This is a genomic window from Achromobacter sp. NPDC008082 (assembly GCF_042957345.1).
Lineage (GTDB): Bacteria > Pseudomonadota > Gammaproteobacteria > Burkholderiales > Burkholderiaceae_B > Achromobacter > Achromobacter kerstersii_A.
Genome location: NZ_JBIBIB010000001.1, coordinates 1077137 through 1099363, shown reverse-complemented (window position 1 = coordinate 1099363; position 22227 = coordinate 1077137). Strand labels below are relative to the sequence as shown.

Genomic DNA, 22227 nt, shown 5'->3' with positions numbered 1-22227 from the left:
GATGACGCGATGGCCGTGCCGGTCAGTACGCCGAGGCGGTCTGCGGCAGGGCCAGCATTTTCTGGCCCGCGGCGTGCGTGTCGCCACGCAGCTTGAACAGGCCCACCGTGTCGGCCAGCACACGCGCCTGATCGCTCAGCATGGCGGACGCCGCGGCGGATTCCTCGACCAGGGCCGCGTTCTGTTGCGTGGCCTGGTCCATGTCGGCCACGCTGCGGTCGATCTGGCTGATGCCCACGCTTTGCTCGGTCATGGCGCCGTGAATTTCCGTGACCAGGCGCTGCACGCGGGCAATGCCGTCCACGATCTCGCCCATGGTCGCGCCCGCAGCCTGCACGCGTTCGGTGCCGCTCTTGACGTTCTCGACCGACGCCTGGATCAGCGTGCGGATTTCCTGTGCGGACGCCGCGCTGCGTTGGGCCAGCGTGCGCACCTCGCCCGCCACCACCGCAAAGCCGCGGCCTTGCTCACCCGCACGCGCGGCTTCCACCGCGGCGTTCAGCGCCAGAATGTTGGTCTGGAAGGCGATGCTGTCGATCACGCTGATGATTTCGGTAATGCGTTGCGACGACTGCGAAATGGCGCTCATCGTCGTCACGGCATCCGTCACCACCTTGCCGCCGCGTTCGGCGGCCGAGCTGGCTTCGGTGGCCAGGCGCGTGGCGTGTTCGGCGGCTTCTTCGGTCTGGCGCACGCTGGAGGTCAGCTGCGTCAGCGCAGAGGAGGTTTCTTGCAAGGAGCCAGCCGACGTTTCTGTGCGCTGCGACAAGTCGCGGTTGCCCATGTCGATTTCGCTGGTGGCGGCCGACATCGAGTGCACGCCCGACCGCACTTCCAACATCACATGGCTGATTTTGTCGACAAACGCGTTGAACGACGCCGAGATCTGCGCCACTTCATCGTGGCCGACCACATCCAGCCGGTGCGTCATGTCGCCGTCGCCCGAACCGATGGTGTCCATGGCGTCGCGCACGGCGGACAGGCGCTTGAAGGCGCGAGACGTCGCCACGCTGGCGATGGCCACGGCGGCCAGCGTCAGCACGACCAACGAAATCAGCGTGGCGTTCAGCACTTGCGTGAGGCCGGCCGTGGCTTCGGCGCGGTCCAGCGCAATGACCAGCGACCAGTCGGTGCCAGGAACCTGGCGCGCCTTGATCAGCTTCGGCACGCCATCCAGCGCCACGGTGATGGGTTCGGCGCCGTCACGCGCCATGGCGGCCAGCGCGGCGGGCGTGAGCTCAGGCGCCACATCGGTGGACGGCTTCAACGCCAGCTTGTCGTTCACGTGCGAAATGACCTGCCCGTCGGTGGCCACGACAAAGGCCAGGCTGGACGGGGTGGGACGAATGGCGCGGATGATGCTCTGGATGCCGTCCAGCGGCACGGCGCCGCTTAGCACGCCGGTGGTTTGGCCGCCGCGAATCATCGGCGCGGTGAAGGCCACGTAGAGCTTGCCCGAGCTGGAATCGCCATAGGGCTTGGTGACGGTGAGCTTGCCTGCCGCCACCGCGCTCTTGTACCAGGGGCGGGCCGTGGGGTCATAGTCGGCTGCGACCTGCGTGGTCGAGAAAAACGTTTTGTCGGACCAGCCGACGGTGGAAATCGGGAAGCCGTTGGTTTCGCCCATCAGCTTGGTGAAGCCGCGGGGGTCGCCCTTTTCAATGACGGCGGCGGTGGCGGAGACCGCTTGGGCCTTGTCCGCCGACCAGCGTTCGATCGCGCTGGCGTTGCCAGCCGCGATGGCGTCCAGGTTGCCGGAAATCGTGGCCATCATATTGCTGCGCACGATCTGGTAGGTGGTTATCCCCGAAAGAACCAGCGCGCCCACCACGGTAAAGCACGAGATCAATAGAATTCGGTTGCGCAACGACGTAATTTTCATGCCTGCCTTCTTAACCTGCTTTCGTACAGCCCCCGCCCACGCCGAACGGCGCGGGTATCTGGCCCGCCCACAAAACCGGCGGCCACGATGGACTTACGGCATAGGCGGCGCGGACTTTAGGGTAAACACCAATTCCGAGCGTCAAATACCCAGTTCAAGGGATACCCGGGCGCGCGCGCCGACAGCACAATTAGAATCGGTCAATCCTGGCCCTCTTTCCGCCTTCTCTCCTATGTCCGCCTCCCCCCTTGCCTCCGAATTGACGCTGCCCGCTCCGGTGCTGCTGGTGGAGGACGAACCGCTGGTCTGCCGCCGGCTTGAAGGCCTGCTGTTGCAGCTGGGCTATCAGCCTGACGCCCTGATTTTCGCGGGATCGCTGGCCGAGGCGCGCGCCTGCCTGGCCAGCCAGCCGGTGGCCCTGGCGCTGGTGGACTTGGGGCTGCCCGACGGCAGCGGCATCGAGCTCATCGCCGACATGCACGCCGCCGACCCCGGCCTGGCCATTCTGGTTATTTCCGCCTGGTGCACCGAAGACGCCATCCTGGCCGCGCTGCGGGCCGGCGCCACGGGGTATGTGTTGAAGGAACGCGACGACATGGAGGTTTCGTTGTCGCTGCGCAGCGTGCTGCGCGGCGGTGCGCCCATCGACCCCTTCGTGGCCCGCCGCATCATCGACGAGTTGCGGCCCCGGCCCACGGAGCAGACGGGCACGGCAAGCGGTGAGATACTTAGCCCCCGCGAAAGCCAGATTCTTCGTCTGGTGGCTGAAGGGCTGGCCAACCGCGAAATCGCCGAACAGCTGTTCCTGTCGCGCTACACCGTCGAATGCCACATCAAGCACATCTACCGCAAACTGGCTGTCTCTTCGCGTACGCGGGCGATCCACGCCGCGCGGTCGCGTGGTTTGCTGGACTAAGCGCAACGGCGCGTGTTGCTGGACGATGCGCATCGGCGTGGCTTGCTGGACTGAAATGGTGGCTGGCCTGCTGGCTGGTGTTGTGCGTGGCGCCGGCCTTTGCCTCCGCTTCAAACCCCGCTTCAGCGTCCGCACCTGATTCCCCTCCCGCCGCATGCACCGTTCAGGTGCTGTCGGTCTCGGCGGCAAAGACCTCCCCCGATGGCGGCCGGCCGCCTTCCGCCGACTGGGCGCCAGTCACGTTACCGGACGACTGGAACCTGCGCTGGCCGGGCTATAGCGGATCGGTCTGGTATCGCATCGACTGGCAGCCGCAATGCACGGGCGGCCACGCCGGCCCCATCGGCCTGACGCTGAAATCGGTGGTGATGGCGGGTGAAGTCTTCGTGAACGATGACTTGATCTGGAGCGATCCGCAGCTGGTGGAACCGCTGACGCGCAGCTGGAACATGCCGCGTTACTGGCATCTGCCAGACACCCTCGTGCGCGATGGCGTGAACACGTTGTGGGTGCGCGTGGTGGGCCTTGCGCAGCAGACGCCCGGGCTGGGCCCGGTGTATCTGGGCGATGCGCGCGCCATGCAGGCCATTCAGGAAGACTTGTGGTGGCGCAACCGTTCGCTGTTCATTCTGAATGTGATTGTTTCGTGCGTATTGGGCGGGCTGTTCTTCTGCATCTGGGTGGTCCGGCGCGAACAGACGACGTATGGCTGGTACGCGCTGATGTCGCTCTTCTGGGTGCTGTTCATCTGCAATGTGCTGTTGACCAGCCCCTGGCCTTTTCCGGATACGCTGTCGCTGGCGCGCGCCAACATCATGGCGCTGGTGCTGTACGTGCCGTGCTTCTGCCTGTTTACCTGGCGCTTTGGCGAACAACGGTTGCCGCGCACGGAACGGGCGCTGTGGGTGCTGACCGCGGCGCTGCTGATCATGATGGTGGTCACGCCTGATGACGCTCTGCCCACGGCGCTAAGCGTCGGCGTGCTCGCGCCCGCCGCCGTTTTCCTGATCAACTGCCTGCAATTTCCGGTGCATGCGTGGCGCACGCGCCGCCCCGAACACATCATGCTGGCCGCCTGTCTGCTGGTGTTCTTTGTGCTCTGCCTGCACGATCTGCTGCAGATGCTGAACCTGACGGCTCCGAGCCAGTCATCCACGCCTTACTCCAGCGTCGTGGTCACGCTGTGCATGTCGGCCATCCTGGGCTTGCGCCACGCGCGCAACGTGCGGCAGATCGAACGCTTCAACCAGGAGCTGGCCGACGCCATCTTCCAGGCGCGCCACGAACTGGCCACCACGCTGGAACGCGAACACGCGCTGGCCATGGCCAACACGCGGCTGCACGAACGGCTGCAAATTGCGCACGATCTGCATGATGGGCTGGGCGGCTCGCTGGTGCGCATGATGGCCATGGTGGAACAGGCCGACCGGCCGTTGCAAGGCCAACAATTCCTGTCGATGTTGAAGTTGCTGCGCGATGACTTGCGCCAGACTATCGACAGCGGTTCCAGCGCGGGCGTCAAGGTGCCGGAGACGCCGCAGGAATGGGCCGCGCCCCTGCGCCACCGCTTCGTGCAGCTGTTCGACGAGATCGACCTGGATTCCCGCTGGCAATTCCCGCCGCAATGGCGCACGCCCCCGAATCCGCTGCAATGCCTGGCGTTGACGCGCCTGGTGGAAGAAGCGCTGACCAATGTCGTCAAGCACAGCCGCGCCCGCCGCGTGGCGCTGCACCTGAATCAACCCGAACCCGACCGCCTGGAGCTGCGCATTGAAGACGACGGCGCGGGGTTTGATGTGGCGGCGGTGCGGCAGGCGGGTGTCAGCGTGGGCATGCGCAGCATGCACGCCCGCATCGCCCGCGTGCAAGGCACGCTGGACATCGTGTCAGCGCCGGGCCGCACGGTACTGACCGCCGTATTGCAACTGCGTCCCGCCGCGTCCCAATCGGCCTAAAACCATGCCCCATCGCCCTGTACAGACCGAACCCGGCTCGTCGTCTTCCGCCCCGCCGCCCGCCTCGACCTACGACGCCCGCATCCGGCAGGTGCAGATCGATGCGCTGCGCCGAAGCTTTCCCTTTGCGCTGGCGGGCTCGCTGATCACGGCCTGCTTCTCGGCTTTTGCGCTGCACGACGTGCTGCCCTTGCACGAAGTGCTGTGGTGGATCGGCGCCACGCTCATCGTCGGCATGCTGCGCACCGCGGCCGTGATCGCTTACGACCGCCACCGCGCCGACCCCACGGCCGCGGCGCGCTGGCTACGGCGCATGCTGATCGGCAACCTGTGCTCGGGCATCCTCTGGGGCCTGCCGTTTGCGTACTGGACCTTCTTTGTCCCGCTGGAATATCAGCTGTTTTTCATCGTGCTGTTGTTTGGCCTGGGCACGGGCGCCATCTATTCGAACTACATGCTGCTGCCAGTCATGTACGCGTTCGAGGTCCCCGCCTTTGCGCCGATGTTCATTGCGCTGGCGGTGCAACCGTCGGCCATCCACCTGGCGTTGGTGACGAGCGGCCTGGCGTATCTGGTCGCCACGCTGGCCTTCATTCACCGCATGAATCGCACGCACCTGGACGCGTTGCGGCTGGGCTACGAAAACCTGGCGCTGCTGGAGCAGGTGCGGCAGGAAAAGACCGCGGCCGAACGCAGCGACCTGGAGAAATCCCGCTTCCTGGCCGCCGCCAGCCACGATCTGCGCCAGCCCGTGCACGCCGTCAATCTGTTCCTGGGGCTGCTGACGAACGAGCCGCTGTCGCGCCATGGCCGCTATCTGGTGGACAACATCGCCAGCGCCATCTCGGCGATGGGCCATCTGTTTGACGCGCTGTTGAACCTGTCGCGGCTGGACGCGGGGGTGATCGAAGCGCGCTGGGAAGCGTTTTCCTTGAACCCGCTGCTGGATCAACTGCGCGCGGAATATGCGCCGCAAGCCCACGAAAAAGGCATGTCGCTGCGCGTGCGCGGCTGCGCCGCCTACGTGTGGTCAGACCCGGTGCTGCTGGAACGCGTGCTGCGCAACCTGATCAGCAACGCCATCACGCATGCGTCCGGCACCCGCGTGCTGGTGGGCTGCCGCCGGGCCGCCGGGCACTTGCGGCTAGAGGTTTGGGACAACGGCAAAGGCATTCCCAACGCGGAACGTGAACGCGTGTTCTGGGAATTCCATCAGCTGGGTAACCCCGAGCGCGACCGCAGCAAGGGCCTGGGACTCGGCCTGGCCATCGTGCGCCGCACGGCGCGGCTGCTGGGCCATGCGCTGGCGATGCGCTCCGAAGACGGCCGTGGCACCGTGTTCACGGTGACGGTGCCGCTTGCCAATGCCGATCAGGCCGGCCTGCCGGACGCGGCCACCTTGCCCGCCCACCCGCACGTGGAGAGCGACGGGGCGAACCTGCACGGGCAACTGGCGCTGCTGGTGGACGACGATGCGCAGAATCTTGCCGGCCTGACGATGTTGTTCGAAAGCTGGGGCTGCCGCGTCATTGCCGCCACCAGCGGCAACGCGTTGTTCGATCGCGTGCTGCCGCTGGCCGAACGCCCGGCGCTGATCGTCAGCGACTACCGCTTGCGCGACCACGAAACCGGCATCCACGTCATCGAGCGTCTGCGCGAGGAATACAACGACCCGGAGCTGCCTGCGCTGCTGGTCAGCGGCGACACCGACCCGGCGCGCCTTGCCGAAGCCGCGGCGCGTGGCATTCCGCTGCTGCACAAGCCGGTGTCCGTGCCGGCGTTGCGTGAGCGCGTGGCCAGGCTGGTGCAGACGGCGCGCGCGTAATAGCGGTGCGCCACGTGGGGTGCGCCGGACGGATCACTGGTCTGGCGGCCCTGGCCTGACACGCTCGGCAGGCGCGCGCAGCGCCACGCGCAAACACCCATAGGCAATCGACGCCAACAACAGCACGCCGAAGATTTCGATGGCGACGTTGACGGAAAACCAGACGGGTTCTTCCGCAACGCGCGCAACGTGCGTGCCGCGCGAAAAGCGGCTGCCGCTGGTGACCAGGCGCCCGCTGAACAAACCGCTGAACACCGCGAAAACATTGTTGACGGCCACCAGGCTGAAGAACACGCCGAGCAGACCCAGCGAGACCCGCAGCGGCATCGAGACCGGCGGCGGCTCGGACGCCCATGCCGATTCGGCCGGTGGCGGCAATGCCTGATGCTTCGTCGCCAGCGTGCGGGATTTTCCAGCAAGCTTTCCCTGCGGCATGCCGCGCGGCGTTTCCCGCGGCTTCTGCTGCTGCATCAGCTGTTGCCACACCGCTTGATCCGCAACCGCTTCGGGCCAGGGCTTGCCGAAATAGCCGGACAGCGCCGCCAGATAGCCCTCGGCCCGCGCCGACCCCGGCTTGAGCAGGCCCGTTTGAAAACTGAGCAGGTGCGGCTCGCCGTATTTATCCACCAGCACCGGCTCCAGATAAACATGTTCGCCCGCCTTGCCTTGCCGCAAGAACAAGCCGCGCATGCCTTCCAGCGAGAACGTGTCGGCAACACGCTGGCGGCGGCCAAACACATTGCGGGTGATGCGCCAGCCGCGTTGATCCGGCTGCGACAGCAACAATGACTCGCGCACCGGCCACCACCACAAGCCCGCCGGCCCCGCCACGGTCAGCATGGCCAGCCCAAGCATTGCAATGGCCTGCACCAAGGCAGGCCTGCCGTTCAGGTTGGCAAAGGGATGGCTGCCGGACAGCAGATCAGCGGTAAAGCCGGCCGGTATGCCCATCAGCGTCACGCAGACGATGACCAACAACGCGATCATGGGCCATTGCCGCAAGCGCACGCGCATCACACCCGGCGCGGGCGCATCGATTCGATAAGAGATCAGCGTGTCGATCATCGAAGACAAAGCGGGTTCGCTGTAATCGGAAAACCCGTTTTTACACTAGTTCAGGCGTGCCGCTTTGTACGACGATGGCAGCGCCGGAACCAGGCGCAGCACCTTGGCGCGCCACAGCGGCGTCTGCGTTTCGATCTTCAAGTCCAACGTGACGGCAAGCGCCGCCAAGCCCTTGCGGATATCGTTGACGGGAAACGATCCCGATAGCCGCAAGCCCGCCACCGCCGGGTCGCACGACAGCGTGTCGTCGCTATAGCGCGCCAGCTCGGCCAGGAAATCGTCCAGACGCATGCTGCGGGCCACGATGAAGCCGTCTTTCCACGCAATGGTGGTGTCATCAGCCACGCCGGCGGGCGCAGCGGCGTCCGCCGAATAGTCGCCGCGTTCCCCCGCGTGCAAGACCAACGTCTGCCCAGCATGATGCCGGGGCTCGATCTGCACCGCGCCCGCGTACACACTGACCTGCGTCGATGCCTCCAGCTGGCGCACGGCGTACTCCGTGCCCAACGCGCGTGCGGTGCCAAATGCGGTCTCGACCAGGAACGGGCGATAAACGGCGCGGCCCTCTTGGGCGGTTTTGATCAGGATTTCACCGGCAATCAGAACGATCCGCCGTTCGGTGTCGGTGAACGCCACATTGATTGCACTGCCCGTATTCAGGACCAGTTGCGTGCCGTCTGGCAACGGCAGCGTGCGGCGTTCGCCGATACGCGTGCGGTAATCAGACGACCATTCGCGCCATGGCGTGGACCGCTCGGCAAGCCAGCCCGCCCCGCCCGCCACCGCCAGGAAGCTCAACGCTTTCAGCGTGCGCCGCCGGTGCTGGGACGCGGCCGGCGTCAACGCCGCCTGCGCAATCGCCGACGACTGCGGCGACGACAAAGGCTGTAAACGCCCGCGCACCGACTCGATGCGCAGCCACGCGCGCTCGTGCTCGGGGTGCGCGGCGCGCCAGCGCTCCCACTCGCTCACGACCTCAGGCGCGACGGCATCAGCCTGCAACGCCACCAGCCATTGCACCGCGCGCTGCGCCACCGCGGCGGACACGGCCGTCGCGCCGCTTGTACTGCGATACCAGGGGAAGGCGGACATGGCTCAGTTCATCCTGTAAAGGACAGGTCCGCGAAATAGCAGCGTTGCAATGCCTTGACCAGATACCGCTTGACGGTAGGAATGGAGATGCCCAGCGCTTCTGCCACCTGCGCATGCGTCTTGCCATCCAGTTGCGACAACAGAAACGCCCGCCGCACGATGGCAGGCAGGCCGTCCAGCAGGCGGTCCAGTTCCAGCAGCGTTTCAAGCATGATGGCGCGGTCTTCCGGCGACCAGCACGTGGGTTGCGGCGCCTGCGCCAGCGCTTCCAGATAAGCGCGTTCCAACTTTTCCCGCCGCCGGTGATTCGACAACAGGTTCATCGCAACGGTCGTCAGAAACGCACGCGGCTCGGCCAGCGCCGACGGCACGCGCTCGCTGGTCAACAGCCGGATGAACGTGTCATGCGCCAGATCTTCAGCCTGCTCCCCACAGCGCAGCCGACGACGCAACCACCCCTTCAACCAGGGGTGATGATCGCTATACAGCGTTTCGATGGGGGTGGGGGTAGCGCAGGACAAAGCACACGCAGAGAAGATTGGAAATAATAATGGTTATTATTGCCGATTCCACCTGCGGTCTGTCAAATGGGCCGGCGCGCGTTGTGGACGGGATACCACTTTTGCGCGCCAGCGCCCTGCGGTGTCAGCCCCTGCGGTGTCAGCCCCTGCGGTGTCAGCCCGCATTCACGGCGGGCGCCGCGGCCGCTGCCGGCGCGGCTTCCGATTGCGTTGCGGCGTTTTCGCGCCCCGCCAATTCTTCCAGCAGATCCGCCGACGGCACGAAAAACAAGCTGCCCGTCACTGCGCGGCTGTAGTCCAGCAGGCGGTCGTAGTTGCCAGCGGGCCGGCCCACGAACATGTTTTCAAGCATCTGTTCGATCGGGGCGGGGTTGCGGGCATAACCGATGAAGTAGGTGCCGAACTCGCCCATGCCCGCGCGGCCAAAGGGCATGTTGTCGCGCAGGATTTTCACTTCTTCGCCGTTCTCTTCCAGCGTGGTCAGCGCGCTGTGCGAGGACGCGGGTTTGATGTCGTCGTCCAGCTCCACGTTCGACAGTTTGTGGCGGCCGATGATGCCTTCCTGGCTTTCGACGCTAAGCGAATTCCAGCCCGCCATGTCGTGCAAGTACTTCTGCACCAGCACGTAGCTGCCGCCCGCAAAGTCAGCGTCTTCGTCGCCGATCATCGTGAAGTGGACGGCCTCGCGCCCTTCGGGGTTCTCGGTGCCGTCTACAAAACCGATGATGGCGCGGCGGTCGAAGTAGCGAAAGCCATGCGTCTCGTCGACGACCGTCACCGCATCGCCCAGCCCATTCATCAGCAAGGTGGCCAGCTCAAAGCACATGTCCATGGATTCGGCGCGGATGTGCAGCAGGATGTCGCCCGGGGTCGACACCGCCTGGCGCGCGCCTTCGCCGAACACCCGGAACGGGTGCAGCCCGGCCGGGCGCGGCTGCCCGAACAGCGTGTCCCACGCCTCGGAGCCGAACGCGCAAATACAGGACAGGTTTTCCGACGGCGAACGCGTGCTGACCGTACGGGTCAGCGTAGCCACGTCTTCGCACCACGCGCGCACGGTGGCGGCTGCGTCGGCGCCCGGATTGAGCGTGGCGACAAGAAAGATCGCGTGGCGCGTGTTGGGGCTGTGGACGGCTTGCGGTTCAGGCGGGAAGTCGGGCATGGGCGGCGTAAGGCTCAAGACGTGTTGAAGAATGACAGGCGGAAATTGTATCCGCCTGCCCGGGTTTGCCAACGGGGTTGCCCTTGCCTGCGCCCGGGCGTGTGCCCTCCAACCGCCGCGGCTTCCCGGCAATCGCCTGTGCGCCTTACCTTAAAAGCGGTACGCCACACCCACCGAACCGAACACGTTCGTCTCGCGATCAACCAGCGGGCTGTCGCGCGCGTCACCCAACAAGGTCGACACGCCGACGGTAGCCACCGTGCTCCAGCTGGGGTCGATGCGATATGACCACGTCGTGAACAGCGCCGCCGACTTGAAGCCCGAGGACGGGCTGTACGTGGACAGCCCCGCCTTGCTGCGCGCCGCCTGCGACGACGTCACGCCGTACCAGGTCTGCATGGCGTCCTGGTTGGCCCATTCCGTGCGGACGCCGACCTGCACCGTGTGCTTCTCGGTCATCAGCGCGGCGTAGGACGCGCGCAATTCGATGTTGCCGCCGTAGCCGCTGCGCGCCGCCTGCTTGTAGCCCGCGCCCAGCGCATAACGGCCCGGCCGCCATTCCACATAGGCCCCATACGCGGCGTGGAACTTGATGTCATCCAACCCTTTGGTGAGGTCAGCGTCATCCGCCTTGCGGCCCAGGCTCATGCCCACGAAGACGCCCGCGTCCAGGTCAGACGCCAGCGACGTCTTCAAGCCCATCGCCGGCAAACCCATGCGCGGCGTGATGAAGAAATTGCCCGAGTGGTAGTTGATAAGCGGCACGGGTAAGGCCCGGTATTCACTGGACCCTTCATAAACCGGGATCGCTCCGACCCCTAATCCAATGAAGTTTGTGCTCTGCGCGTGCGCGGCGCCTGCACCGCCAATTGCCACACCAGCCGCGAGGCCGCTTGCTACTATACCCATCCGCATCCGGGCTTCCTTCCGTTCAATTCACTGGCCGTGGGGCGACCGCCCCCGGGAATGGGCCGCATTGTCCCGAGCAACTTTTAATAATTCTTTAAGACTCCGCCGCCACGCGGCGGAGACGGCGCTGGAGTGTGTTTGCGTATCCTGCTTGTAGAAGATGACCCCATGCTGGGCGACGCCTTGCGCGCGGGCCTGATTCAAGATGGCACCGACGTGGACTGGGCGCGCGACATGCCCCAGGCGCACCTGGCGCTGGTGGACCACGGCTATCACGCGGTGCTGCTGGACCTGGGGCTGCCCGAGGGCAGCGGCCTGACCTTGCTCAAGACGTTGCGTGCCCGTTTCGATACCACGCCCGTGCTGATCATCACGGCGCGCGACCGCTTGAGCGAACGCATCCAGGGCCTGGACGCCGGCGCCGACGACTATCTGGTGAAACCGTTTCAGCTGGATGAGCTGCTGGCGCGCCTGCGCGCCGTGCTTCGGCGCAGCAGCAACAGCGTGGTGTCCGCACTGCGCTGCCGCGACGTGGTGCTGGAACCCGCGCGCCGCCTCGTGACGCAGGGCGGTGACGAAGTGTCGTTGAGCGCGCACGAATATCACACGCTGCTGGCGCTGATGCAGCGCATGGGCCACACCGTCAGCCGCGATCAGCTGGAAGTGGCCGTGTATGGCAGCAGCGGCACCATCGAAAGCAATACCGTTGCGGTCTACATCCATCAATTACGCCGCAAACTGGGCGACGGGCTGATCGAAACGCAGCACGGCCTGGGTTACCGCATTGTGCCGGACAGCGCGCCATGACCACGCTGCGCCGTCGCGTCGCCATCACCTTGCTGCTGGCCATGCTGGCCACCTGGGCCACGGTCTTTACGCTGATCTATCTTGAGCAGACGCGCGCCGAGACCGGCATGTCGGATCAGAACCTGCGCGACGGCGCGCAGAAAGCGCTGATGTCGCTGCCCACCAGCCTGATGCAGACCGGGCGTTCAGGCGAAGACCGTTTTGAATTGCCGGTGTCTACGCCCTTTGATGGCGAGTCGCTCAGCTTCCAGGTATGGTCCCTGGATGACAAGCGGCGGCTGGTGCAATCCCCCTGGTCACCCGACGAGCCGCTGGTGCCGGATTTTCGCGATGGCTTTCACGACGTCACGCTGGACGGTGCGCCCTGGCGCGCCTATGCGGTGTCGGACGCTGCGGGCCGCGTGCAGGTGCAGTTCGCCAAGTCGGCCGCGAAATTGCGGCGCGACACCGCCACCCGCATGGGTAGCGGCCTGGCGTTTCTGAGCGTGCTGTTTGTGGTGCTGACCGGGCTGACGTGGCTGGTGATACGCCGCGCGTTCCGCCCCGTGGACCGCGCGCGCGAGGCTATCCTCAACCGCACGGGCATGGACCTGACGCCGCTGCCCACGCACGGCATGCCCGGGGAATTGCAGCCCTTCATCGCGTCGATCAATGATCTGCTGGGGCGCTTATCGGCGTCACTGGAACGCGAGCGGCGCTTTCTGGCCGATGCCGCGCACGAGCTTCGAACGCCGCTGGCCGCGCTTAGCGCCTATGCCGAGCTGGCCGAGCGCAGCGATACCCCCGCCGCACGCGAACAGGCGGTGTTAAAACTGCGCGACGTCGCTACCCGCACCACCCGTCTGGCCGAACAGCTGCTGGACCAGGCGCGCATGGAAGCCCAGGCCGAAGGGGCTGCCGAACCCGTTGCGCTGGACCGCCTGGCGGAAATGATTGTGCGCGACAACGAAGGATTGGCGCATCGCAAACGCCAGCGCATCAGCCTGGACACTCAAGCGGCGGAAGTGCGCGGCGGCGTCGACGCCCTGGGCGTGCTGGTGCGCAACCTGCTGGACAACGCATTGCGCTACACCCCCGACGGCGGACGCGTGTCGGTGGCTTGCGGGCCGCTGGACGACGGCGGCGCGTGGTTGACGGTGCAAGACAATGGGCCGGGCATCGCGCCCGCCGAACGCGAACGCGTGTTCGACCGCTTCTACCGCAAGCCCGGCACAGCGGAACGCGGCAGCGGCATCGGCCTGTCACTGGTCGCGCAGATTGCCGCCAGCCACAATGCGCGCATCGAATGGGGACCGGGCCTGGATGGGCGCGGCGTCGGCATCACGATCCGGTTCGCAAACGGCGGCGCGTAAACCACAAACCCGCCGCCGCGAACTTCGCCTCGTCCTTCAAACGCCTGTTCGGCGTATCGCCCCGGGACCTGCGGCTGCCCGGGTGCATCCCCTCTGCTTTTTTATGAACTGGCGCCCCTCGCGGCTCATTCCAGTTGAAAATGTCAGATATTTATCTATAATCTGACATACCTGCGCTCAAACGCTTGGACAGTCATCATGAAATCCCTGCCCAAAACCATCCTCGACGTTGCCTTGTCCCTCCCCGAGGGCGGCACCGTATCGCCTCGTGAATTCCTGCATCTGGGATCTCGCGCAGCCGTGGATCAAGCTTTTTCGCGCTTGAGCAAGGCAGGAGAATTGCTGCGCGTAGGCCGAGGCGTGTACGCGGCGCCAGTCGCGGGCTCGTACGGCAAACGTGCGCCCTCCCCCGAAAAAGTGCTGCACGCGCTGGAAGCGCAGACGGGTGTAGCGTTTGTGCCCCATGGCGCAACCGAGGCCAATCGCCTTGGACTCACCACCCAGATGCCCATCCGCAAGGTCTACCTGTCTTCGGGGCCTCGCCGGGTGCTTTCGTTCGGCAAGAACAACGTGCAGGTGGAACACGTGCCGCCCGCCAGTTTTTTCCTTCGCAAAGAAGAGGCGGCGGCGGCGGCTCGCGCCATTGAATGGCTGGGGCCAGTTGCCGCTCCAAACGCCCTGCGTACCCTGCATCAAACACTTTCCCCTTCAGCGTGGGCGGCGCTTGTAAGCGCCCGCCGGCGTTTTCCTGCATGGATGTCCAAGGCCGTCGGCCTTGAGATGGGCTGTGCTGCCTAGCTTTCTTCAACAGCCTTCTGGTGATCGGCGCGAAGCCCTGCAATACGGAAGCGACCAATCAGGGCGCTTACCCGACTTGCTTGAGAAAGACGTCTGGGTCGTCTGGGGCCTTCAAACCATTTATGGTTCGCACCTTGGACCTAGCCTTACCTTCAAGGGCGGCACCTCGCTTTCCAAGGCCCACAAGATTATTGACCGCTTCTCCGAGGATGTGGACCTTACCTATGACATTCGCAGACTGATTCCCGCTCATACGGAATCAGGCGCCATCCCCGCTACGGCCAGCCAAGAGAAGAAGTGGCGCGCACGCATCGATGTTCTGCTGCCCGAGTGGATCAAATCCGAATTCATCCCCACGCTTCAAAGCGCGTTGACGGCGCAACAGCTCACGGCAGAAATCAAACCCTTTGCCGGTGCAGGCAAGGGGGAAGACAAAGTATTGCTGCGCTATCAAAGCGCGCTGGATGCGAGCGATAGCGCTTACGTGCAGCCTGCCGTCCTATTCGAATTCGGGGCGCGCGCGACGGGTGAACCGCACGCGGTGATGCCGGTGTCTTGCGACTTGGCCGGCGTTGACGCCCTGAACCGACAATTCAATTTCCCAACCGCTGCACCTTTGGTCATGAGCCTGAGCCGAACGTTCTGGGAAAAGGCCACCGCCGCGCACGTTTATTGCCTGCAAGCGCGCTTGCGCGGCGAACGATACGCCCGCCACTGGTACGACCTGGCAGAGATTTACCGCCATCCCAGTCAGGCCGTCTTTGACGATCACGCGGTAGCGGTTTTGGTCGCCACGCACAAATCCCGGTTCTATGCCGAGAAAGATGTTGCTGGCATCCCAATCAATTATCACGATGCCGTAGGTGGTAGCCTGACGCTGATCCCCGAAGGCGCGGCGCTCGTCACCCTGCGCGACGACTTTGAACGGATGACCGACGCCGGATTGCTGGCCGAGAATGCGGCCGGGTTTGATGACATCATGACCGTGTGCGCCGAAATCCAGAGCCACGCGAATCAGGTTTTCTCAAGGCCTAAAACGTGAGCGGATTTGGCCCCTCCTTCGGGTATAGTCTGGAACTCTTCGCGCCTTCCAGGAAAGCCTCGCCACCATGACCAGCGCCCGCGACCTTGTCTACGGGGAACTCCGCCGACGGCTGATGTCCGGCGTGTTCCTGCCCGGCGAGCGCTTGCGTGAAGAGCATATTGCGGCGGAGCTTTCGGTCAGCCGGACGCCGGTGCGCAGCGCCATTGAACGCTTGATTGCCGATGGGCTTGTCAAACGTGAAGGGCGGCGCGGCGCGGAAGTGTTGGGCTGGGTGGATCGTGACATCAACGAAGCGTTCGAGCTGCGTCTGCTGCTGGAGCCTTATGCCGCCCGCAGCGCCGCCGAGCGCGCCACGCCCGAACAGATCGACCATCTGGAACAGATCAACCAGCGCATGCTGGACGCGATTCTTTCCGACGACACCGACAAGGTCGCCCGCGTTCAGCATTGCAATAATCTGTTCCATCACGCACTGCTGGATGCGGCGCAATCGGCGCGCGTGCGCACGATGGTTGAGAACCTGCTGGACATGCCGATCATCATTGGCTCGTTTTACTTCTACACGCATGACGACATGCTGCGCAGCGTGGAGCATCACCGCCAGATCATCGCCGCGTTGCGCGCGCGCGATCCGGCGTGCGCCGACATCGCCATGCGCTTTCATCTGACCACCACGCACCTGCTTTTTCGCAGCCAGCGCAAGCCGCCAGCGCCGACGCCTGCCGCGTGACCCGGCTGCTGGTTTCAGCGCCCTTTCTGATTCGTTCCCATGTATTCGCCCCAGATTCTCGTCGCCCTTTTCGTCCTGCTGCTTGCCGTCGTCATTCCGCTGATTGCGCTGATGGTGCGCGTGGTGGAACTGGTTCGATGGCAGACCCAGCCCTACTCGCCCACGCGCGGCGAACGCCCGCGCTTCGCGGGCCCGCTGTTGACGCTGCTGTTCAGTTGCCTGGCGGTCAGTGACTTCACGGACTACGAGCCGTTTCGCACCATCGCCGAAATGAATCCCGTGCCGCTGTCGGCACGCGCGTATTTCACGGTGGCGATGCTGGTGCTGGCGGTGCTGTCGTGGGCGTATGGCAGCGCGATCATGGATCGCATTTTGGGCCGTGCGAAAAACGATAAGGGCTGAAGGAAACGACAAGGGCTGAAGGGCGCACGCAAGCGCCAGCCCTTCAGCCCTTCAACGGTTCCGAAATTCCGCAGAACCGCGGCTCTGCGGTGCTTCGCTTCTGCGGTGCTTCGCTTCTGCGGTGCTTCGCTTCTGCGGTTCCGCTGCGCTTCGGATCAGCGCTTCTGCGCTGCTCCGATATCTATCGCCCAGCGCTTAAGGCTTCCAGCCTTGCGCCTTCATCCGCGCATCGATCCACGACGTGTCCAGCGTGCCCGCCGCGATCTGCGCCAGCATCTGTTCTTCCACCGCGTGCTTGGCGGATGCGGCTTCGTACAGCGCTTCGACCTGGTCGTATGGCAACGACAGCAAGCCGTCTTCATCGCCCAGAATCAAGTCGCCCGGTTCGATCGTCATGCCGTCCAGCGAGATGACGGCGTTGATTTCGCCGGGGCCATCCTTGTACGGCCCGCGGTGCGTGACGCCCGCCGCATACACCGGGAAGGCGCTGCGGCGGATCGTGCCGCAATCGCGGATCGCACCGTTGATCACAATGCCGGCCAGGCCGCGCGTTTGCGCATAGGTCGTCATGATTTCACCGATGATGGCGTTGGTGAGGTCGCCCCCCGCATCCACCACCACCACATCGCCCGGCTCGGCCAGTTCCAGCGCCTTGTGCACCAGCAGGTTGTCACCCGGGCGCGTGCGCACCGTCAGCGCGGGGCCGGCCATCGGGTGGCCGTCGTGCATGGGCCGCAGGCGGGCGCCGCCTGCCGTCATGCGCGACATGCAGTCGCTGATGTTGGCAACGGGAATGCGGCGGAATTTCTCGACGAAGTCGCTGCTGACCGCGCGCTTGCGCGGGTGGATTTCAAAACCGATCATGGGTTGCTCCGTTGGCGTTCAGGGAATCTTGCGCGCTCATTGTTTGGGGATGCCGGCTTCCTGCACGACCTTGCCGAAGACGTCGTGGTCGGCGCGATGGCGCTTGCCCAGGTCGGCAGGCGTGCCCGTCATGACGCTATAGCCCGAATCCTCCAGCTTCTTCACTACGTCCGGCTTGGCTTGCGACTTGTTCAGCGCCTGGTTCAGCGTGGCGACAACATCGTCGGGCGTCTTGCCCGGGGCCATCAGCCCCCACCAGATGGTCTGGTTGATGGTCTTGAAGCCGCTTTCGGCGAAGGTCGGCACATCGGGCAAGGCGGGCGAACGCGCGTCGGCCACTACCGCCAGCGCGCGCACTTTGCCGCCGCGAATCTGCGGCAAGAGCGATGCGACGGAACCGGTGTAAAGATCAATGCGGCCGCTGGCCAGATCAGGGAACGCCTGCGACCAGCCGCGGTACGGCACGTGCATCAGTTCCATGCCGGCCGCCTTGCGCCACAGATGGCCGATCAAATCGCCGCTGCCGCCAATGCCGGGAATACCCAGCGAGACTTGGCCCGGGCGCGCCTTGGCCGCCTTGACCACATCGTCCAGCGTCTTGTAGGGCGACTCCGGCACCACCACGAACACGCTGGGTGACGAGGCCACGAGGCCCACCGGCTTGAAGTCCTTGAAGGTGTCGTAGCTGAGCTTGTTGTACAGCCACGGGTTCAGCACGATGTTGTCCGTCTGCGCCATCACGAGCGTGTGGCCGTCTGGTTTGGCGCGCGCCGTGGCGTCCAGCGCCAGGTTGCCGCCTGCGCCGGGTTTGTTTTCAACGACGATGTTCCAGCCCGTGTCCTGCGCAATGGCCGAACCGATCATGCGTGTCAGCGTGTCGGTGCCGCCGCCCGGCGGAAAGGGCGAGATCAAGGTGATCGGGGCCGAACCCATGTCGGCGGCGCTTGCCGCGGCCGAGGCGACCAGCAGCGTGGCCGTCAGCAGTGTTTTCAGGGATGTCATTGTCTTCCTCACTTGTGTTTTGAAATGGGGCAGCCCTCTGCGGGGCCGGCCCTGTCCATCTGAGCGATCAGGATTGGCGCGCCAGCGGCGTCAACCACGCCAGCCGGTCGGCAACCGAATCGGGCACGTTGAACGAACCCGATGCGCGGGCCGCTTCAATGCCTTGCGTGGTACGGGCGAACAGGCGCTCAACGCCGTCCAGCACCAGCGGCTGCAAACCAGCTTCCACCAGTTGTTCGCGGGCTTCGCGCACTTCGGCCAACCGGCGCGGCGCGTGCAGCACGTGCGAGCGGACGAAGGAATCCACGAAGGTGGTCAGCGGGGTGCGGTCCATATCGGACAACACTTCATACAGCGATGCGCGCAGGCCCATGCTTTCCGCGGCGACCAGGCATTCGACGGCCAGGCTTTCCATGCCCTTGGTCAAAATGCTGCGCAGCAGTTTCAGGCGCACGGCGTCGCCCGCCTCGCCATCGATGGCTTGCGCGGGCGCGCCGCAACCGGCCGTGAACGCGGCCACCGCAGGCGCGCCCGTGCCGGCGCACAAGAGCGGCGTGCGCGCGCCCAGCAAGGCGATGGCGCCCATGATGGCGACGTCGGTAAACGGCACGCCCAACTGCGCGGCGACCTCGGCGGCCGCGCGCATGTCACCCGAACTGGCCGTTGTGAAATCGGCGTAGGCGGCATCTTTGCGCAGGTGCGGCAGCGCCTGTTTGGCGACTTCAAGCGCGGCGTGGCCGAACACGGCCGACACGACGATGTCTGCCTCGGCCAGCCACGGGCCGGCTTCAGCGTGCAGCACGCTGCCATGCGAGGCGGCGCGCGCCTGCATCTCGGCGTCCTGGCGCAATTCGCCGATACCCACGATGGCATGCCCGCCCGCCACCCACTCACGCGCGTAGCAATCGCCGACTTCCCCACAACCGATCAGTGCAATTTTCATCTTCATAAATACAAAAAAAATACATACAGCGTTATAGCCCGGGAGAAATTGGCCGTATAACTCGTGTAAACCCTAGGTTTCATCAGTTTTTGGAAACATTAAAAGTACAAGAAACCACGTCATGGATTGCTGGTAGTCTTGCCCTCAGCCGCGCAGGCCCCGCCCGCGCCCGCCTTCAACATTTCAGCGAGACACCTCATGACCGCCCCCCTGTACGACGCCTCCGTCCCCGTCATCAAACAAATGCTGTCCGCGCTGTCGGACGTGCTGAAAAAGGCCGAGGCCCACGCCACCGAGAAAAACATCGACGCGTCCGCCTATCTGGGCGCCCGCCTGTACCCGGACATGTTCCCGCTGTCGCGCCAGGTGCAGATCGCCACCGACTTCGCCAAGGGCATCGCGTCCCGTCTGGCCGGCGCTGAAGTGCCGTCGTGGCCGGATGGCGAACCCACGTTCGCCGAGCTGCAAGCGCTGATCGCCAAGACGCTGGCACACGTCGGCTCGTTCAAGCCGGAACAGTTCGAGCAAAGCGCGTCGCTGGAAATCGTGCTGCGCCCTGGCACGCCGAAAGAAAAGAAGCTGTCGGGCAGCGCCTACCTGCTGCACTATGGCCTGCCGCAATTCTTCTTCCACGTTACGACCGCCTACGCGATCCTGCGCCACAACGGCATTGAAGTTGGCAAACGCGACTACATGGGCGCGTACTAATACGGGTTATTACTGATCCCGGGAATGTCGATTTGGGTGCCCGCTGAACGTCGTAGCAATACGACCCACTCATTCAAGGCGGACACACCATGACTACCGGAACCGTAACGCTCCACCGCGTTCTGCGCGCCTCGCCCGACCGCATCTATCGCGCTTTCATCGACGGCGACGCGCTGGCGAAATGGCTGCCCCCCTATGGCTTCACGTGCCAGGTTCATCACCTGGACGCCAAAGTCGGGGGCACCTACAAAATGTCGTTCAAGAATTTTGGTTCAGGCCACAGCCACCACTTTGGCGGTGAATACCTGGAACTGTCGCCGTCCGAGAAACTGCGTTACTCCGACCGCTTCGACGACCCCAATCTGCCCGGCGAAATGATCACCACCGTGACCTTGCGCAAAGTGGTTTGCGGTACGGAAATCAATATCGAGCAGGCAGGCATCCCGGCCGCGATTCCCACCGAGATGTGCTACCTGGGCTGGCAGGAATCGCTGATGCAGCTGGCGAAGCTGGTCGAGCCGGAAATTCCAGACTGAGCGGGGCGGGCGCCTTGGGTGCCGTGAACAAGGTGCCCTGAACAAGTACGGTAAACACGACAAACTGGGGAAAGACCCATGCGTTGCCGGTGATTTCGGACTTCTTTTTGAACGTGACCCCGGCGATTAAGGACGCCGTCCCGCTTCCACCTGAATCTTCAATTCCACTTCTGGCTTGAAGCCCATGTCCAGGCCGAAGTTCAGGCCGAAGTCCTTGCGGCTGAACTTCGTGGAGACGTCTGCCCCGCACACCTCGCGCTTTTCCATGGGGTGCTGGATGCATTTGAAGTCGTCGATGTCCATCGTGACCTTGCGCGTGACGCCGCGCAAGGTCAGGTCGCCGGTGGCTTCTTCGGGGCGGTCGCCGTCGAACTTGGTGAAGGTGCCCTTGAAGGTGGCGGTGGGGTATTTGGCGGCGTCGAAGATGTCGGGCGCGACGGCGTGCTGGTTCATTTCGTCGTGGCCGAAGTCCACGGAATTGATATCCACCGTGACCTCTACCGTGCCGGTGCGCGCTTCGCGGTCCAGCACGACGACACCCTGGGACTTGTTGAATTTGCCGCGCCAGGTGGACAGGCCGCCGAAGTGATCGGCTTCGAAACTGGGATAGGTGTGGGACGGGTCCAGGTCATACGTCACCGGGGCGGCGGCGGCGGGCAAGGCCAGCATCAGCGTGCTGGCGCCCAACAGCAGGGTCGGAATCAACTTCATCAAAGCTCCTTATGACGGGTGGGACTGGCCCCGCGCAAGGCGCGCGCGGCAGGGCTTGGAATGCCGACGATATCATTCAGTTCCCTGTCAGACTGCAACGCCTTGTCCGAAACCCTCACCATTTTGTAAAGGCGTAACGTCGAATCACGCAATAATGCGCGCTGAGTGCTCCGCAATCACAGGAATCACAATGAATAACGTGTTTGCTTTGCTGATCTGCGCCGCGTTACCGGCAGCGGCTCTGGCGCAACCCACCTTGGAACCGCTGAAGCTCAACGCGGACAACAAGATGTATTGCAACGCCCAAACGGATTGGTGCGTGGGGATCAATACCGAAGGCACGATGGAGACGAACGGCCCGTATGCCACGAGCCGCACGCTGCGCACCGACCGCAACATCTGGGACTTGCCCGACATCCCCAACTTCAAGAGCTTCACCGTCTGGCCTCAGCTGATCCGGTTGAGCGAAGAGCGGGCGATTGTCGGCGTCATCGGCCCTTCGCAGCCGGACTACAACCTGGAAACGCCGTTCTCGGGCGGCAGTTTCACGCGCGAAGACCTGTATCTGTTCGAAGTGGATCTGGGTGAGCCGACGAGTTCAAACCTGGTGTTCATCATGCCGAAATCGGCCAGCACATCGATCCGCGCCTGCTTCAACCAGGCCGACGAGAAAAAGCGTGCGGGCCAGTGCATGGATACGTACCGCTACCAGGCAGAGCTTGCCGCGCTGCCCGGCAAGGCAGGCGCAACAGGCAAGGAATATCCGGACTTGCAGGTGACGACTCAGGCCACGCGCGCGCCCGCTGGCGCAAGCCGCTACGCGGATTCCACGAAGCGGCCGGCGCTGACCGCGGCGCAAGCCGCGCCCACGGCCGACGCGCAATGCAGCTACACGGCAACGTATCGTTGGAACCCCGATGGCGGGATCTACGAGCCGGCCCAGCCGGTGCCGGATTGCAGCGAATTCCTGGACGCCGTGCCCAAGAAGAAGCCGTAAGCCGC

Annotated in this window: 22 protein-coding genes; 12 read left to right on the top strand and 10 right to left on the bottom strand. The window is 64.5% G+C overall.

Annotation, left to right across the window (positions count from 1 at the left end; genetic code table 11):
* Nucleotides 1-22 precede the first annotated feature (22 nt).
* Entirely contained in the window at nucleotides 23-1882 is a 1860-nt protein-coding gene (locus ACFZAI_RS04830; RefSeq protein ID WP_391565841.1) for a methyl-accepting chemotaxis protein, read from the bottom strand.
* Nucleotides 1883-2114: 232 nt separating this feature from the next.
* On the opposite strand from ACFZAI_RS04830, the gene ACFZAI_RS04825 reads away from it, so the two are divergent.
* From ACFZAI_RS04825 to ACFZAI_RS04815, 3 genes are all read left to right on the top strand, one after another.
* On the top strand, nucleotides 2115-2798 hold the full coding sequence (locus ACFZAI_RS04825) for a LuxR C-terminal-related transcriptional regulator (RefSeq protein ID WP_391565840.1): 684 nt from the start codon (nucleotides 2115-2117) through the stop codon (nucleotides 2796-2798).
* A gap of 167 nt (nucleotides 2799-2965) precedes the next feature.
* Nucleotides 2966-4753 (top strand): 7TM diverse intracellular signaling domain-containing protein, encoded by a 1788-nt coding sequence (locus ACFZAI_RS04820; RefSeq protein ID WP_391565839.1) that lies wholly within the window; start codon nucleotides 2966-2968, stop codon nucleotides 4751-4753.
* 4 nt (nucleotides 4754-4757) lie between these two features.
* On the top strand, nucleotides 4758-6578 hold the full coding sequence (locus tag ACFZAI_RS04815) for a hybrid sensor histidine kinase/response regulator (RefSeq protein WP_391565838.1): 1821 nt from the start codon (nucleotides 4758-4760) through the stop codon (nucleotides 6576-6578).
* A gap of 33 nt (nucleotides 6579-6611) precedes the next feature.
* Here ACFZAI_RS04815 and ACFZAI_RS04810 read toward each other — a convergent pair whose 3' ends face one another.
* The 5 genes from ACFZAI_RS04810 to ACFZAI_RS04790 form a co-directional block, all read right to left on the bottom strand.
* Nucleotides 6612-7652, bottom strand: coding sequence for a hypothetical protein (locus ACFZAI_RS04810; RefSeq protein ID WP_391565837.1), 1041 nt, complete (start codon nucleotides 7650-7652; stop codon nucleotides 6612-6614).
* 36 nt (nucleotides 7653-7688) lie between these two features.
* The gene (locus tag ACFZAI_RS04805) at nucleotides 7689-8735 is read right to left on the bottom strand and encodes a FecR domain-containing protein (protein ID WP_391565836.1); all 1047 of its coding nucleotides are present in this window, start codon (nucleotides 8733-8735) and stop codon (nucleotides 7689-7691) included.
* 8 nt (nucleotides 8736-8743) lie between these two features.
* Nucleotides 8744-9256 (bottom strand): sigma-70 family RNA polymerase sigma factor, encoded by a 513-nt coding sequence (locus tag ACFZAI_RS04800; RefSeq protein ID WP_391565835.1) that lies wholly within the window; start codon nucleotides 9254-9256, stop codon nucleotides 8744-8746.
* A 154-nt stretch (nucleotides 9257-9410) separates the two neighbouring features.
* On the bottom strand, nucleotides 9411-10418 hold the full coding sequence (locus tag ACFZAI_RS04795; protein WP_391566267.1) for a Dyp-type peroxidase: 1008 nt from the start codon (nucleotides 10416-10418) through the stop codon (nucleotides 9411-9413).
* Between the two features lie 150 nt (nucleotides 10419-10568).
* Nucleotides 10569-11333, bottom strand: a complete 765-nt coding sequence (locus ACFZAI_RS04790; protein WP_391565834.1) for a MipA/OmpV family protein — start codon at nucleotides 11331-11333, stop codon at nucleotides 10569-10571.
* Nucleotides 11334-11465: 132 nt separating this feature from the next.
* Here ACFZAI_RS04790 and ACFZAI_RS04785 point away from each other — a divergent pair, with 132 nt between their 5' ends.
* From ACFZAI_RS04785 to ACFZAI_RS04760, 6 genes are all read left to right on the top strand, one after another.
* Nucleotides 11466-12134: a response regulator transcription factor gene (locus tag ACFZAI_RS04785; RefSeq protein WP_391565833.1), complete on the top strand. Its 669-nt coding sequence runs from the start codon at nucleotides 11466-11468 to the stop codon at nucleotides 12132-12134.
* Nucleotides 12131-13486, top strand: coding sequence for an ATP-binding protein (locus ACFZAI_RS04780; protein ID WP_391565832.1), 1356 nt, complete (start codon nucleotides 12131-12133; stop codon nucleotides 13484-13486). Before ACFZAI_RS04785 ends, ACFZAI_RS04780 begins: the two co-directional genes overlap by 4 nt.
* Before the next feature lie 198 nt (nucleotides 13487-13684).
* Nucleotides 13685-14284 carry a DUF6088 family protein gene (locus tag ACFZAI_RS04775; protein ID WP_391565831.1) on the top strand — a complete coding sequence of 200 codons (600 nt, stop codon included), beginning with the start codon at nucleotides 13685-13687 and terminating at the stop codon, nucleotides 14282-14284.
* Nucleotides 14274-15326: a nucleotidyl transferase AbiEii/AbiGii toxin family protein gene (locus ACFZAI_RS04770; RefSeq protein WP_391565830.1), complete on the top strand. Its 1053-nt coding sequence runs from the start codon at nucleotides 14274-14276 to the stop codon at nucleotides 15324-15326. The genes ACFZAI_RS04775 and ACFZAI_RS04770 overlap by 11 nt, the downstream gene beginning before the upstream one ends.
* Nucleotides 15327-15393: 67 nt before the next feature.
* On the top strand, nucleotides 15394-16059 hold the full coding sequence (locus ACFZAI_RS04765; protein WP_391565829.1) for a GntR family transcriptional regulator: 666 nt from the start codon (nucleotides 15394-15396) through the stop codon (nucleotides 16057-16059).
* Between the two features lie 39 nt (nucleotides 16060-16098).
* Nucleotides 16099-16461: a hypothetical protein gene (locus ACFZAI_RS04760; protein ID WP_391565828.1), complete on the top strand. Its 363-nt coding sequence runs from the start codon at nucleotides 16099-16101 to the stop codon at nucleotides 16459-16461.
* A 195-nt stretch (nucleotides 16462-16656) separates the two neighbouring features.
* Here the strand turns inward: ACFZAI_RS04760 and ACFZAI_RS04755 are convergent, their stop codons facing one another.
* The 3 genes from ACFZAI_RS04755 to ACFZAI_RS04745 all read right to left on the bottom strand — a co-directional run bounded on the left by ACFZAI_RS04755 (nucleotide 16657) and on the right by ACFZAI_RS04745 (nucleotide 19270).
* Entirely contained in the window at nucleotides 16657-17325 is a 669-nt protein-coding gene (locus tag ACFZAI_RS04755; protein ID WP_391565827.1) for an RraA family protein, read from the bottom strand.
* A 36-nt stretch (nucleotides 17326-17361) separates the two neighbouring features.
* A complete protein-coding gene (locus tag ACFZAI_RS04750) occupies nucleotides 17362-18327 on the bottom strand; it encodes a tripartite tricarboxylate transporter substrate binding protein (protein ID WP_054422832.1) in 966 nt (321 codons plus the stop codon).
* 67 nt (nucleotides 18328-18394) lie between these two features.
* Complete coding sequence (locus tag ACFZAI_RS04745) at nucleotides 18395-19270, bottom strand: DUF1932 domain-containing protein (protein WP_391565826.1); 876 nt, start codon at nucleotides 19268-19270, stop codon at nucleotides 18395-18397.
* A 198-nt stretch (nucleotides 19271-19468) separates the two neighbouring features.
* On the opposite strand from ACFZAI_RS04745, the gene ACFZAI_RS04740 reads away from it, so the two are divergent.
* Together ACFZAI_RS04740 and ACFZAI_RS04735 are read left to right on the top strand one after the other, a co-directional pair.
* Nucleotides 19469-19978: a DUF1993 family protein gene (locus tag ACFZAI_RS04740; RefSeq protein ID WP_391565825.1), complete on the top strand. Its 510-nt coding sequence runs from the start codon at nucleotides 19469-19471 to the stop codon at nucleotides 19976-19978.
* A gap of 89 nt (nucleotides 19979-20067) precedes the next feature.
* A complete protein-coding gene (locus tag ACFZAI_RS04735) occupies nucleotides 20068-20514 on the top strand; it encodes an SRPBCC family protein (RefSeq protein WP_391565824.1) in 447 nt (148 codons plus the stop codon).
* 126 nt (nucleotides 20515-20640) lie between these two features.
* Here the strand turns inward: ACFZAI_RS04735 and ACFZAI_RS04730 are convergent, their stop codons facing one another.
* Complete coding sequence (locus ACFZAI_RS04730) at nucleotides 20641-21225, bottom strand: YceI family protein (protein WP_391565823.1); 585 nt, start codon at nucleotides 21223-21225, stop codon at nucleotides 20641-20643.
* 190 nt (nucleotides 21226-21415) lie between these two features.
* Here ACFZAI_RS04730 and ACFZAI_RS04725 point away from each other — a divergent pair, with 190 nt between their 5' ends.
* Nucleotides 21416-22222, top strand: a complete 807-nt coding sequence (locus ACFZAI_RS04725; RefSeq protein ID WP_391565822.1) for a hypothetical protein — start codon at nucleotides 21416-21418, stop codon at nucleotides 22220-22222.
* Nucleotides 22223-22227: the final 5 nt, after the last annotated feature.